Origin of the sequence: Yersinia sp. 2542 StPb PI, from assembly GCF_048593855.1 — a bacterium.
Classification (GTDB): Bacteria; Pseudomonadota; Gammaproteobacteria; order Enterobacterales; family Enterobacteriaceae; genus Yersinia; species Yersinia enterocolitica_E.
In genome coordinates this window covers 1-15,061 of record NZ_JAZGQA010000117.1, presented here as the reverse complement: position 1 = coordinate 15,061, position 15,061 = coordinate 1, and the positions used below count along the sequence as shown (strand labels likewise).

Below are 15,061 nucleotides of genomic sequence, written 5' to 3'. Positions count from 1 at the left end.
GTTAATATAATCAGTGGAGTTAAGCTTACTAAAGTCGCTGTAGGCGTCATTATTGCCTGCAGTGGCGCATTGTATTTTTCAAATGCCGCCAACGCCTCGAGTTGCCAAACGGTAGACGGGACTCAAGGTGGAGTCAGTGTCAGTAATAATGGCAGTTGCACCATTACCAACAAATATTCCCCCACGACAAACGACAATGAGTTTGGTGCAGTTTATGTCAATAATGGTGACAGGATCACACTGACAGGCGATGCATCTACGATTATTCAAGGTGAGTCTGGCTATACCGGCAAACTGTTTGGTGACCTTTATCCAGACGCGAATGGTCAAGAGCATTTAATGTTGGGTGATAAAACCCAGGGCGTGACAACATGGGATGATATTACCGGCTCAAATATCGTGGTTGCAACCTATGATAGTAGTAAAATCACTTCGTCAGACTGGGGAGCCTCTAATTATTGGTTTACGGCCATTCCCCATGATGTTAATGGGCAACAATATATTAACACGCGTTTCGGCACAGTCGAAAATGGCACGCTAGCTATTAATCTGGGTAATTCTGCGTTGCCATCAACCGCGGCTGAAAACAAAATAAGAATTGCTGCGAAACAAAGTTTTTTAACGGTAGCTAAAGGGAATAACAGCACTGTTGAATGGACATCAAAAAATATGGTGGTATTCGAAGCCTGGAGCCCAGAACAGGCTGGAGTAGGGACCACTAATTTCGAATATAGTATACCAAACTATCAGGGCACTTTTATCGGCTTTGATAACAACAGTTATACTGTCAATAATGACGTTGAGTTAAAAGCCTATAATGATGTTCTGATCCAGGCATTAAAACAGGGTCAATTAAAATCCCAGCAAGCCTATGATAATGCCTTAGCACAGGGCGTAACTTTTACAAATAAAACAGGTAGCTTCAACTATACAGTCACCCCTGGAGATGAAGTTACCATGTCTATTGGTGATAACGCGGTGATTGTTGCCGATGGTTATGGTGCAAAAGGGGTTATTAAAGATGGTGGGCAGTTAGATGCCCGAATCAATAATTTAGGCGCTATGCTAGCTAAAAATGGTGCCCACATTGAAGTAGAACAGGGGGGGCAACTTTCCGGTCAGTATTATTTGATGAGAATAATGGAAGATAGTACTGGTTCAAATAACGGTATTATTTCGAGTGGCTACCTCGTAGGTGATAATTGGGATACCACATCACCTAACCCCTATCCTCAAGATTTAGCTTATGTTCAGGGCTTTGCTGTCACCGCTGAGGGGGCAAATGCGCGCTTTATTAATAACGGAATTATGAATCTGGCCGGATGGAGCTATGTGGAGAATGCCAGTTCTGTTCTCGACACCAATTATCTGATTAAGACTGCGGCAGGTGCGATAGCAAGTAATACCGGAATAATGAATATTGGCGTTAATAATAATTTTCTTGATGCCGATCTTGCTGGGGCGATTATTGATGGTACGGGTTCTTCGTTTACCAATGAAGCTGGCGGCCATATCTATATTGGCAGAGCTGCGCAATATGATATTGCTAATCCAGAAAATGTGAGTGATACAGCCAACAAACGCTTACAACAGGGCATCCGCCTGATTGAAGGTAATGCAACCAATAATGGCCGCATTACCATTGGTAGCAAAACCGAAAATGCCATTGGAATGATTGCGACCGGAGACAATGCCGGCACCTCTCTGACGAATAATGGTCAAATCATCATTAATGGTGATGCATCAACTCATCCATTACAAAATGTCGCCATGTGGGCTGAAAACACCGGTGATACTGATATTCATCATAATGGTCTTATCGAACTCAATGGTGTTAATGCCGTTGCTTTAAAGGTGTTATCTACCAATAAAAATGCCTCAGCAACTACCAGCTCGAATAGCAGTATTAATATTGAAGGTGGTGCCAATATTTCTAACGGCACGCGAAACTTTGGTATATGGGTTGAAGGTAGTGATGCTTCCGCAGAGATCGAGGGGCAAGTTAATCTGAAAGGTGAAGGTGCCATCGGTGTACATGCCCGTAATGGTGCCAAGATTGATGTCAAAGGTAACGCCCAAGTTAATTTCGTTGATGGCGATAACCAGATTGGCTACTTCGTTCACGGTCTGGGATCCCAGATTCTCAATAGCACATCTCAGGCGCAAACATTAACCACCAAGGGTTCAACACTATACCGTCTGGATGGCGGGGCTAGTTTTATCGGCTCTGATGTTATTGATTTATCTTCGCAACTAACCGCCCAATCAAAAGATACCACTCTATTTTTAGTGACAGGAATGGATAATGCTACCGGCACTGCCAGTAACTTTACTTCGGGTAAACTAAAAATCGACGTTAACGGTGAAGGTTCTACCGGTATTCGCGTGGAAGGTGGCGCAAGCGGCACAATTACCGAAACAGCCGATATTATCCGGGTAGCAGGTAATGGTGCGACAGCAGGCATTGTTGACGGTAAATATTATGGCATTGATGGCCTGGAAGTACCGGAGAGTTTCAGCACTAACTCTATTTTAACCAGTTATGCCCAATTAGGTTCAGCACATTCTGTTGATGGTGCTTTTGGCTATATTGCCCGTAACAGCGGGACTCTGCTTCATAAAGGTAGCCTTGATTTTTCAACCAGTGGAACAGGTAAAACTGGGGTGCTGGTTGATAATGGAATATTGGATAATCAGGGTGCCATAAAAGTTAAAGGCACTGCCGTTCATATTAAAGGTGAGAACGCCCGAGTAAATAACACCAGCACGATTGAAGCGACGGATGAAACCGCAGCTTATTTAATCGATAACGGTGCTTCACTGACACTGGATGGAACGGGCCAAACAAAAGCCGGAGGCACAGCTCATGGTGTGTTATTACAAGCTGGCGCAAAAGGTTTGGCTATCGAACGTGCAATTATTGATATGCTTGGAAGTGGTAATGGTATAGAGAATACGGCTGAAATTAGTAATATCAAATTGAGCGATGCAGTCATTAATGTCGGTACTGGGGCGGGTATACGCACAGCAACAGCTCTGGCACAGACTGATAATGTGACGATTAATGTTGAAGGAACTAACGGCACTGGCTTCTTATTTGAGAAAAATATAGCCGGAAATAAAATAACGGATGTTGAGCTCAACCTGGCGGGAACTGAGGGGCTAACGATTAACGTTAATTCAGCCAGTGGGCAAGGTTTGATAACTAATTCATCTGCCAGTGTTACCAGCGGTGCAAATATTAATGTTAATCAGGCAACCGGTGGTTCAGCCTTAGTCGTTGGTGGTATCAGTAATACAGTGAATCAGCACGGGAAACTTGAATCGAAGTCCACAGTGAGTGGTGTTTCGGTTGTTGATATCAATAATGGTCAAGTAAATACCTTTACTAACTATGGCCAAATCTTAGCGGCAAATGTCACGCAATTAGCCCTGCAAACGCTTTCTGGCCCTGCGGTAGCATTTACCAATGCGGCTAATGCCATTATCAGCGGTCAGGTCAATCTACTCAACGACCAGGATAATAGTATTACGCTGGTCAGTGGTAGCGAAGGCACCGACTTTAAAACCAGTGCTGGTGATGACCGCTTTTTCTTAAAAGATATCACCGCTAGTGAGCAAGATACTTTATTCCATACACTAAACGGTGGTGTTGGTCACGACACCCTGCAACTGGATAATTCTGTTTATCGTGTTCTGAATGAAACTACCATTTTGAACATGGAAGATATTGAACTAAAAAATAACTCGACGCTGACATTAGACAACGCCTTACTCACACTAGGTGATGCTAAAGATGATGCCGCTGATACTGGCTATAGCATTGATGCGACCAGTGAACTTGCCATTGTTAATAATAATGCTGTGGCTTTTAATAGCCATTTATCGGGCACTGGGTTACTGAGCGTCAATACTTCTGGTCAGAGTTTTGATTTCACAGCGAATAACTATGCTGACAGTTTTGCCGGTACGGTTGCCTTGGGGCACAGTACTTTCCAATTGAAAGAGGGCAATACGCAAGCGCTAACCGATGCCACATTGAAATTAGGCCAAAATAGTGTGACTTACGTTGGTGATAGCCTACAGAGTATCGGCGGGCTAATTTTTGACGGCGGCACAGTTAATTTCAATACCGGAACACCGGGTCAGCCGGAAAAAAGTCAAATCCAGACCAGTAATGTATTAGACCTGACAGGTACCGGCAAAGTCGGTATTAATATTGAAAGCGTTCAAAACTATCTGCCACCATCAACGCCATCGACCGATGTTACCCCGTTAATGGAGCAAGATGATGCCAATCTATTACTCAAACTGGCGGACTCCCTTGGCGTTGTCACCGGAAGCGGTGGCGCATTACAGCTAATTGATAATCGGACTAATACAGTAATAACCAATAAAACAATGGCGGACATCGAGCAAAATGGTGTGCACGTTGCTAATGGTTCTTACGATTATCGATTAACCACGGGCGCCAATAATAATGATGGTTTGTTTGTGAACTATGGCTTAACCCAAGTGGAGTTATTGAGCGATGGTGCAAATGCTTTAACACTGAGTTCTGGTGGGAAAACAGGTGCGGCCGCCGATCTTAGTGCAAAAGTAGTGGGTGGCGGAGATTTATCAATCGATACCGGTGCAGGAAATACTGTTTCGTTATCAAATACACTAAACAGCTATACCGGTGTTACTGATATTCGCTCCGGCACCTTATCGATGGGCGCGAATAACGTTCTGGGTAATACCGAAAAATTGCAGTTAAACAATCAAAGCATATTTGAAATGGCCTCTTTTAGTCAGACCATTGGTCAGCTTGAAAGCGCGTTAGGAACATGGGTTAATTTGAGTGGTGGTCATCTGACTATCAATCAAGGTGGTGTTTCTAATGGTCATTTGACCGGGGCAGGAACGTTGACCGTTGCGGATAATACGCTAACGGTAAATGGTGCCAATGATCAACTTTCTGCCAAAACTGAGATTGCTAATACTGCTCAAGTTAGTCTGAACCATATCAGCGGCTTAGGTACGGGTGATATTGATAATGGCGGTAAACTTAATCTGACGGGTGCTACAGGGCATTTCGTTAATAACCTGAGCAACAGTGGTGATGTTAAACTGAACAACAGTCTGGCGGTATTACAAGGAGATAATGCATCATTCTCCGGACGCTATCAGATTGATAATACATCTGTATTGACCGCATCTCAGGCTCAACATCTAGGCAGTGCTGATGTGGAAGATGATGGAGCGTTGGTATTGAATACCCGTTCTAACTGGACGCTGTTAAATAATGTCAGTGGCGTTGGTGACCTGACTAAATTAGGTCAGGCAGTGCTGACCTTAATGGGCAATGTGACTTACACCGGCCTGACCGATATTAATCAGGGTGGGATTACCTTAGGCAATAGCAATACATCTGTGACTTTAGCCAGTCAGCAAGTCAATATTTCCGATAATAGCTTTATGTCAGGCTATGGTGGTGTTGCCGGTAATATCGATAATCTGGGGTCGTTATATGTAGGCGATAGAGCGCTCACCCGTTCATTATCACCTGCCACGACCTTTAGAGTGGGCGGCAATCTCATTAACAGCGGTTCAACCTATATTGGTTCGGCATCAACTTCCGTCGGTAATCAACTGCATGTCAGTGGCGATTATCTGGGAAATAATGGCAATCTGTATCTTAATACTGTTCTGGGTGATGACAACTCACTGACAGATAAACTCATTGTTGACGGTAACACTCAAGGTAATACTTTAGTGACGGTTGCGAATGTGGGTGGTCAGGGTGCTGAAACGCTCAATGGTATTGAGGTTGTGCATGTTGGCGGTGACTCTGCCGGTACATTTACACAAGATGGCCGTATCGTTGCCGGGGCTTATGAATATAGTTTAGGTCGTGGCAATGGGGTGAATACAGGCAACTGGTATTTGACCAGCCAATTGACCAGTGGCCCGACCGATCCGACCACGCCAACAGATCTGTCAAAACCATCGGTTTTACGGCCTGAGATAAGCAGCTATGCAGCGAATATTGCTGGGGCCAATACCTTATTTATGACCCGACTGCATGATCGTTTAGGTGAAACCCAATATATCGATGCCTTAACGGGCGAAGAGAAAGTGACCAGTATGTGGATGCGCCAGGTTGGTAGCCATAACCGCTCCCGTGATACCTCTGGTCAATTGAAAACCCAGAGTAATAGTTACGTGTTGCAGTTAGGCGGTGATATTGCTCAATGGAGTGATGATAATCTCAATCGCTGGCATTTAGGCGCGATGGCGGGTTATGCCAATCAGCAAAGTAACACGAACTCTGGTGTTACCAGCATCGGGTCCAAAGGTAAGGTTGATGGCTATAGCGCCGGCTTATATGGCACTTGGTATGATAATGATGCTGATAAGAACGGCACTTATGTTGATACCTGGGTTCTGTATAACTGGTTTAACAATACTGTCAGCGGTGAAAGCCTTGCCAGTGAAAGCTATAAGTCCAACGGCTTCACGGCCTCAGCCGAGCTGGGCTATACCTTCAAAATGAGCGAATCGCCGGAAAATAACAGAATATTTTACCTGCAACCGAAAGCTCAGATTGTCTGGATGGGCGTCAAAGCTGATAGTTTCAGCGATGCACGTGGCACCCAGATCAGTAGTGAAGGTGAGGGTAATATCCTGACCCGCTTAGGTCTTCGTTCTTATATCAATGGTTATAGTGATATTGATAAAGGTAAACAGCGAGTATTTGAACCCTTCGTTGAGGCTAACTGGATCCATAACAGTAAGAGCTTTGGCGGCAATATGGGTGGCACGTTAGTTGAGCAAGATGGCACTAGAAATATTGGTGAGCTAAAAGTTGGTGTTGAGGCCCAGTGGAATCCTAAGTTAAATCTCTGGATGAACGTTGGTCAGCAAGTGGGGGGTAAAGGCTACAGTGATACCTCTGCCGTAGTAGGCGTTAAATATAACTTCTAGTTTAGTCATTGTTTACGGGCCACCATCAGAGTGGCCCGTTTCTCAAACTCATCGTAAATCAGATTGTTACTGCTATTCATCCCGCCAACGGCGCGCTGTTCTGACAATCAACGCACTATTTATCTGTAAGTAACACCCAGTGCTATCGTGATATTGCTGCCTGGTTTCGCATTCGCATTCTTTTTAGCAGACCATCCTTGCGCCAAATTTAAAGCCCAAGCTTATTGCAAGCTTGGGCTTTTTGCTTTTTCAGCGGGAACAAACAGAGAGCGGCTATTACTTGGCCTGCGCCTCGAGAGTAAATGTCTCTTGAATCACCGCCATCTCTTTAACCATGATAGTTTCCGTGCGCGCTTTTGCCACGCCACGGCAGCCTTCACCATAGTGTTCACCTTCCCAACGCCCAACCAATGCCGCACCAACTGCGTTACTCATCACATTAGTGGCAGAACGGCCCATATCGAGGAAGGGATCAACCCCCATCAGTAGAATCAACCCTGCTTCCGGGATATTGAACTGGCTCAACGTTGCGGCAATAACCACTAATGAAGCACGTGGAACACCCGCCATGCCCTTAGAAGTCAGCATTAGAATCAATAACATGGTGACTTGCTCACCCATGCTCAAATGGATATTACATGCCTGAGCAATAAATATGACCGCGAACGAGCAATATGCCATGGAGCCTACAAGGTTAAAGGAATAACCAATCGGCAACACAAAACTGGCAATTTTGTTGGATACGCCAAACTCTTCTAATTTCTCTAACGTACCAGGGAAAGCCGCTTCAGAACTTGAGGTGGTAAAAGCTAACAGCGCAGGTTCGCTGATGCCTTTAATTAAGCGCAGCGTGCAGCGGCCAATCAGAAGGATTGAACAACCAATCAAAATAAGCCACAGCAGGCCGAGGGTGAGATAGAACTCGCCCATAAAGATACCGGCACTGACTAATACACTTAAGCCACGCTCAGAAATCATGGCTGAAATGGCAGCGAATACGGTCAGAGGGGCAAACAACATGACGTAACCTGTGAGTTTTAGCATCAGGTGTGCCAACGAATCTAATACCGAAACGATAGGGGTAGCTTTTTCACCGATGGCGGACAGGCTAATCCCCATAAATATAGAGAACACAACAATTTGCAGGATTTCATTACGTGCCATCGCATCCACAATACTGGTTGGGATAGCGTGTGAGATAAACACCTTAGCCGAGAATGGTACCGGTGCGATACCGTCAACAGCGCTGGCAGTTTCCGCCACGAAGTTAATCCCATCCCCGGGTCTTAACAGGTTAACAATCACCAACCCGAGCAGAATGGAAATGAATGCGGCGCAAATGAACAAGAACAGCGTTTTTGAGAAAACGCGCCCTAAGGTTTTGGCATCCCCCATTTTGGCAATCCCAACCACTAATGTTGAGATGATTAATGGAGCAATGATCATTTTGATCAATCGCAGGAAAATATCGGTGAAAATAGATATTTCAGATGAGTATGATTTAGCGAACTCAGGGCTGCTAAAGGAATTAATTAAAAATCCGACAATAATACCTATTATCAGACCCAATATGATCATTGTGGTCAAATTTTTTGATTTCATAAGGATTCCATTTATAAGTAGGGTGGTATCGTTGCTCTAAACTTAATTAATAACAGTGCTGATGTTGTATTTGCCTCTATATTAATCACGGTGCAGGGCGAAGCGAATGACGCAGCGCAGTGCACCGGATTATTAGAGTGTTTTTTCTATTGCTACAGTTAATGAAATACTAAATGCTAAACTCGAGTTTCAATAATGGTGCATGTTGCTGAGCACCATAGACGTCAGTATCGCCTACTGCACCCGATACCAGGCTGCGCGGCATGACCACCTTGACAGCATTGGCGGGATCGAACCAAACAATGCGGTGTACAAATTTGGCGTCAATTTTATAGAGCTGCGCAATCAGTTCTTTTTTAAATTGCCCTGACGCTTTAATGCTTGAATATATCTCTTTATCCTTAAATAAAATATCCAGCACTAATTCATAAGGACCGGCATTTTTCGATCTGACAACGTGTGCCAAATCTAAAATTGATTTTTTCATGCTATCACTCCTTCGGTTGTTACATTTTCCAGGCGGAATTTAAATGCAACTTCTGGTGTGTATTCCATCAAATGATAAATGGAGAATTCATAAACCAGTCCCGCTCGAATATCTGACGGAGAGAATGGGAAGGCCAAATTACCCGCAGTAGCTATTCGCCCGGCATAACCATAATGAAGCAGAGTAGAGCGGGCGAGTGAACATATGCTATCAGCCATGGCTTGAGTCGGGGCGACAACATCCAGCAAAATACCCAATTCATAAGAAGTGGTATCCGGCTCTGGCTCCATTTTGCCCATGACACCGTTCTTGCCGTACAGATGAAAATTGAGCTTCACCGCATCAGGATCGATTTTGAGGTTTTTTTCGACACTGTTGCGCACTTCGACCAAAATATTATCAATACCGGCAATCATAATGGAATCACGGGTGCCGGCAATACTCAGGGTACGATAGCCCACCGGACGTGCGCCTTCCAACTTCACGGTGTATGGCGTGTTTTCATGCACTGATCCGCTGACACGAACCTGGCCGTTGCCGACATTTTCAAAGCGACAGGCTTTCAGGTTCAACACCCCGCCGGGGCCGGGCAAGAAGTATGGGTCAGATTTTTCATACAAGGTATGTGCCGCGGCCGAGGTTTCGGTAAATTGACGTTTCTCGTTGAAGGTTTTTAAGGTAAAGCCAGTTTCGTCCAGAATACCCATTGCGCAGTCGGAGCCTGATCCCGGTGTTGCTGCAATAGCAGCACATTCCAAAATCTTGCCACAATGCAACGCCAGACCTTCATCGAATCCCCTCATAATCGGTAACGCCGCAAAGCAGGCGGGATCATAAGCACGGCCACCTAACACCACTTGTGCACCCGCTTGCAATGCTTCCTGAAAAGGCTCGATCCCCATTTGAGCAACGATATAGGTTGTGGCATCAATGGCTTCATGAGTCAGTTCAGGGACAAAATCCAGCGACTGAATCTTGCCGGCATCAAGGGCGGCGTGCACCACTTCTTTACTGACGTCGGCAGGGATAACAGCCAGCGTAAAGTTGAGCGATTCTTCTTTGGCAATCTCTAAAATTATCTGGCGACACCACTCCAGGTGCGGTGCAGCCCCTGAACCACCCGCAGTACCGATAACCACAGGAATACCATTTTTCACCCCTGCGGTTATCATATAGCGCAGATCGCGTTTTACTCCAGCGCGGTCGGTAAAAGGTTTACCGGCACCCAAATAGTGAGGGCCGGGATCAGAGGAACCCGCATCTACAGCGATTAAATCAGGTGACTCCTCCATCGCTTTCATAAAGCTCTCTTCCGGGAATCCGTACCCCAAGATGGCCGTTGGTGAGAGAATTTTAAAGGTCTTAGACATATCAGTTAGCCTTTGCATTAAGTTGCGCGATGGTGCGAGACATCTCGTTGAACACCATGTTCATCCCTTCATCAAAACCCATCCCCGGTTTGATTAGCATCCGCATCGGACGGGAGGCGATAGCGACATGCACACAGGTGCGGGCGCTGATATCGGTTTCGTTACAAGTCCCCCCTTGGTACGCTTCCATCCCTTTTTTATTGCAGTAAAGAACCGCGTCCACAATGTTGTGAATACTGCCCAAATCAGGGGTTTTGATCTGCACCATGTGGCAACTACCCGCATCAGTAAAATCGATGATGTCTTGATAGGTGTTACACCATTCATCGGCCACAATTTTGACTTTCGAACCGAGTTTTGCCAGATTGCGGGTAATTTCAGTTAACAGGCGGATTTGGTCTGGTTTATTGCCTGCATCAACCGGCCCTTCGATATACAGACTCAGATCGCCGGCTTGTTCTTGCAGACTGGCGATGTACTCGGCGCACCGCATTGGGTCCATGTCAAAAATCAGGCCAATGGTGCCGTAAACATCAATATGCAGATTCGGTTTGTAGTTAGGATCAACGCGCAGTTCAGCCACGCGTTTGGCTAACCAACTCACATAGTCACGCAGTTTTTCGCCATTGCGCCCCAGTTTTTCATCAACGTTGTTGATAAGACCATGTGGCAGAACATCGACGCCTTTAACGATCATTTTATCCACGGCGATATAACGGTCATCGCCACTTTGACCAAACAGCGGAATAGGTTTGGCAACCAGCGGCAGATGCCATTCGTCACACACTACCTCGGCTTTTAAACGCCCGGTGGCTAACGCAGTGGCATCCAACAATGCCTGAGAAAGGCCGTAACGAATGGCAGTATGTAGCCGTTTGCCATTAATGGTCACGTCGTCAAAGAAACGAGCATTCAGGCGAAACTCACTGATATCGCGCCCTTCCAGTAGGGGTTTGATATGTTTTTCTAAGAAAGGAACAAAATTTGCTGCGATAAACAAAGGATCACGACCACCAGCGCCTGAGTATTGCACTGCGGCACAGTCACCCACTGCTACGGCCCCATTTTCTAAAATTAATTGGATGTTGACGCATTCACCTGCCTGCCGAATGGACGTGAATCCCTCAGTCACCGGCTTGCCTTGATAGATAAACCCATCCAATTTCGCGCCATTTTTGATTGCTTGTTGGTCATCGAAGTAGAAAGATGAGTAACCTGCGGTGAACAGAGCGTGTTTGATTTTCATTATGGTCTTCCTATTAATTTACTGTGGGATACAGCGTTAATGTCATCAATAATCATTTGGAATGAAGGTACACGGCCTTCTTCTTTAGCGCGTTCAGCAACAAAATCATGGTGGAGTGCCAGTACATCTTCAGGCAGGGGTACTGAACCCGGATCGAAGACGCGAATTGCGCCGTGGTTATCGCGGATGGGCATCATCTTGCCAGAGTTACAGGTGGCGGGGGCAAATGGCACATCAAGGACTCCCGCTTCAAAGGCACGTACGGTACCTATCGCAATATCGCCCTGACCCAGCTCCAGCACTTTGTTCATAACGGCGCGAACTTCGCGTTTAATCAGATCAACCTCGCGGTCAACCTCCAGACAAGGTGGGAATTTTTGGTCACGAACCATGTTCAGCATTTGGTTCGAGGCTCTTAATCCTTGACCATTTGCCTCGGCAGTTGGGATCCCGTAGGCCTCATGTGGGCTTTTGGTAATTACCTTGGTAGCACCAGCCATCCCCGCTACTGCGGCCCCCCAAGAGATAACCGCGAATGCACGGGACTCATCTTCCGGGAATCCCCCCATCCATTGATGGAACACGGTACTCAACTCGTAATTGTCGTAGCCATTAGCGTGGAAATACTCATGAGCCAGCTCGCGTAATGATTGGATAGCCGCGATATCTTGCACAATATTACCCACCTGGCCGTAGCCCACGGTGATAGACCGGACACCTTGTTCCAGCGCGAGTAAACCTTCAATAATCGCGACCGCATGGGACACAAACGGCGGGATTAAGGTGCCGGTCAATGGGCCAAATGGCTCGCGGTTAATACGAATACCATGCTCTTCATATACCCCAATCAAGCGATCGCAGTACTGCCAGTCACGAATGGATTTCTCCAGCGTTACGCGTTTTGCATAAGGAATGTTGTAGGAGATCCCGCCGCCTTCGTAGCTGGTAAACCCACTGGCCATTGCTATCTCGGCCAGCAGCCGTGCATCAGGTGTTCCGTGACGGATCTGCAACGGTTTAGACAAACTTTCAGTAATGCTGCGACAAGCTGTTACACCGTGGTTGACGACCGGTAAACCATTGAGTTTTGATGTCCCTGCTTCGATAGATTTTTGGATGCCGATGGCCGCATCTTCGTAACGATTAAGGCGGGTATAGGCATCAATCGTGGTAGGCAGGAGGTCGCAATCTTTTTGCAACGCGGTCAGCAGCGCGATATGTTCTTCGATTAATGCGACCCCGGCACGAGGTTGGCTTAAGGTAATACCTTGGCGGTCAGCTTCAAACAGCGCTTTGGCAAAATTTTTCGACTCAGGAATTGTTTGCTGATACTTGACGCCATCCTCAAATTTCTCAACGTCTTTGCCGGTGTGCCACGTTTGTAAGACGTGAAAACGTTCGGACATAAAGTGATCTAAAGAAATCTTTTTGTTGCGAAGTTCCATCATGACTCCAGTTTTTACTTGTTCAGAATTCGAACGCCAGTTTGGGCGGCAGCTTTAGGAAAGCGACGGGCGACATTGGCGAGCAGGGGAAGTAAACCTTGTGTATCTCTGTAATATTCAAACTTGCCGGGGAGCAGAACCTGCTTGCCCTCATCATCTAAATTGCGATATTTCAGCCAGTTATGAATATCGAATGATTCTGCTCGGGATAGCCACCCGCCAGTGCCAATCACCTTTTTAACCAGGCTTAAGTCGCGACCGACCTGTAGGTCAATATTGCCTGCGCAGGTACAAACCTGTGTTTTTTTGCCCGCATGACGTTCAGTGGCATATCCGACACAAATCCCAGCCAACAATTGGTCAAAAACAACTTCTTCGTCGCTACGGGGTAAATAGCCCGGATGTGCAGTGATATGGGTTAAATATCGATAAAAAGCATCAATTTGGCTTTGTTGGTGTGAGAAGTAATGAGCAATCATTGGCATACCGGTTTCGCCGGCATTCATCGCTGAAACGCGCATCCCCAGGTCACCTTCGACGGTTCGTTTAATCAGCGGTTCTGGGATCCCGTGTATCACGGTGTCGGGCAGCATATGACTGTTATAGGAGGAATAAACATCGGTGGTGGCGCCCCCCATATCTATCAACATGAATGTTTCCCAATCGGGCACGTATTGGCGAATTTGTTGCACCAGTTCGAAGACTGAATAGGGCGTAGGCAGTGGGTCTTCACCCGTTTGATCAACGATGACGTCTAAACCTTTCCCTCTAATAATCTTCTTAAGGAAAATGTTGCAAATAGCTTTACGCGCATCAAACGGATTAGGGCTGTCGAGATTGGGCAGCACGTTATTAACAATGGTTAAATCTTTATCCCCGAGGATCTCCAATACGTCATCTTGCAAGTCGCGATTTCCGGCATAAATAATGGAGCACTTCAATTTAGATTGAGCCAATAGTTTTGCGTTCGACAGGCCATGAGCGTAGTCACCGCCGTCAGTACCACCGGTAAATAACAGGATATCCGGCGGTGATGCTTCTAAAGCCCGTACATCTGATTTATTCAGGTTATAGGCGAAGTGTTGTGACACTTTAGCCCCCGCAGAGTGCGCGGTGACCTTGGCGGATTCGAGGGTAATATTGGGCACCAGCCCAATAGCAGCAACCGCTAATCCGCCTTTTGCCGATGAGGAGTAATCAATATTGACCTGCCCTGACGCTAATAAAGGGCGTGCATCGGCAACATTTAGGATCTTATTCAATACCGAAAAAAATCCTTCAGCCAAATGGTGTGGCGTAGTAGGAGATAATGCATAATTCTTCACATTAATATGGTCATCATCTCCCACCTCGAACACTGCCCCTTTTGTCCAGGTGGAGCCGATATCGATAGAAACGGTGATCATTGCACGCCCCCAGCCGCTGCTTCTGGTTGCATGGCATGTTCAATATCGCCCTTCATTAAAGAACAGACTAATTCCAAATCAGTGTCGGGTGCGAAGACGCGGTTGAATCCCATCTCTTTGAATTTTGACTCAATTTCTGAGAACGCATGTTTACCAATAACCAAATTTCCGCCGACATACAGCAAGATTTCGCCAATTCCGCGTTCAATGCAGTTCTCACGCATACCAATACAATCCACTTCACCGTGCCCATAGATAGAGGAGATGACAATGGCGTGAGCACCGGTTTCAATGGCAGCATCAATATATTCATCCTGACTCACCATCACTCCGAGATTGATGACGTTGAAGTTGTGCACTGTAAACACTCGGTCTAGCACCTTATTACCAACAGCATGGCAATCAGCACCAATGACGCCAATAACAATTGTTGGATTTTGCATGTTAAGTCCTCTATGTAGATTACGATCCGTATATTGGTTTTGTGAGTAGAGAGCTAAATTTATGTTTTTAGCTCTCCACGCGTAAATCAAGAT

8 protein-coding genes are annotated in these 15,061 nt (G+C 46.1%); 1 reads left to right on the top strand and 7 read right to left on the bottom strand.

Annotated elements, in window-relative coordinates; translation table 11 throughout:
* Positions 1 to 69: 69 nt before the first annotated feature.
* The gene (locus V1952_RS14375; RefSeq protein WP_420074969.1) at positions 70 to 6,969 is read left to right on the top strand and encodes an autotransporter outer membrane beta-barrel domain-containing protein; all 6,900 of its coding nucleotides are present in this window, start codon (positions 70 to 72) and stop codon (positions 6,967 to 6,969) included.
* Between the two features lie 276 nt (positions 6,970 to 7,245).
* Here the strand turns inward: V1952_RS14375 and V1952_RS14370 are convergent, their stop codons facing one another.
* From V1952_RS14370 to glmS, 7 genes are all read right to left on the bottom strand, one after another.
* Complete coding sequence (locus V1952_RS14370; RefSeq protein ID WP_083158306.1) at positions 7,246 to 8,571, bottom strand: dicarboxylate/amino acid:cation symporter; 1,326 nt, start codon at positions 8,569 to 8,571, stop codon at positions 7,246 to 7,248.
* 169 nt (positions 8,572 to 8,740) lie between these two features.
* Complete coding sequence (locus tag V1952_RS14365; protein ID WP_420071848.1) at positions 8,741 to 9,058, bottom strand: DUF4387 domain-containing protein; 318 nt, start codon at positions 9,056 to 9,058, stop codon at positions 8,741 to 8,743.
* Complete coding sequence (locus V1952_RS14360; protein ID WP_420074968.1) at positions 9,055 to 10,428, bottom strand: acyclic terpene utilization AtuA family protein; 1,374 nt, start codon at positions 10,426 to 10,428, stop codon at positions 9,055 to 9,057. The genes V1952_RS14365 and V1952_RS14360 overlap by 4 nt, the downstream gene beginning before the upstream one ends.
* Position 10,429: 1 nt before the next feature.
* Complete coding sequence (locus V1952_RS14355) at positions 10,430 to 11,674, bottom strand: methylaspartate ammonia-lyase (protein ID WP_420074967.1); 1,245 nt, start codon at positions 11,672 to 11,674, stop codon at positions 10,430 to 10,432.
* On the bottom strand, positions 11,674 to 13,119 hold the full coding sequence (locus V1952_RS14350; protein ID WP_372559925.1) for a methylaspartate mutase subunit E: 1,446 nt from the start codon (positions 13,117 to 13,119) through the stop codon (positions 11,674 to 11,676). The genes V1952_RS14355 and V1952_RS14350 overlap by 1 nt, the downstream gene beginning before the upstream one ends.
* A 14-nt stretch (positions 13,120 to 13,133) precedes the next feature.
* Entirely contained in the window at positions 13,134 to 14,525 is a 1,392-nt protein-coding gene (gene glmL, locus V1952_RS14345) for a methylaspartate mutase accessory protein GlmL (RefSeq protein WP_372559436.1), read from the bottom strand.
* Positions 14,522 to 14,968 (bottom strand): methylaspartate mutase subunit S, encoded by a 447-nt coding sequence (gene glmS, locus V1952_RS14340; RefSeq protein ID WP_372559435.1) that lies wholly within the window; start codon positions 14,966 to 14,968, stop codon positions 14,522 to 14,524. Before glmS ends, glmL begins: the two co-directional genes overlap by 4 nt.
* Positions 14,969 to 15,061: the final 93 nt, after the last annotated feature.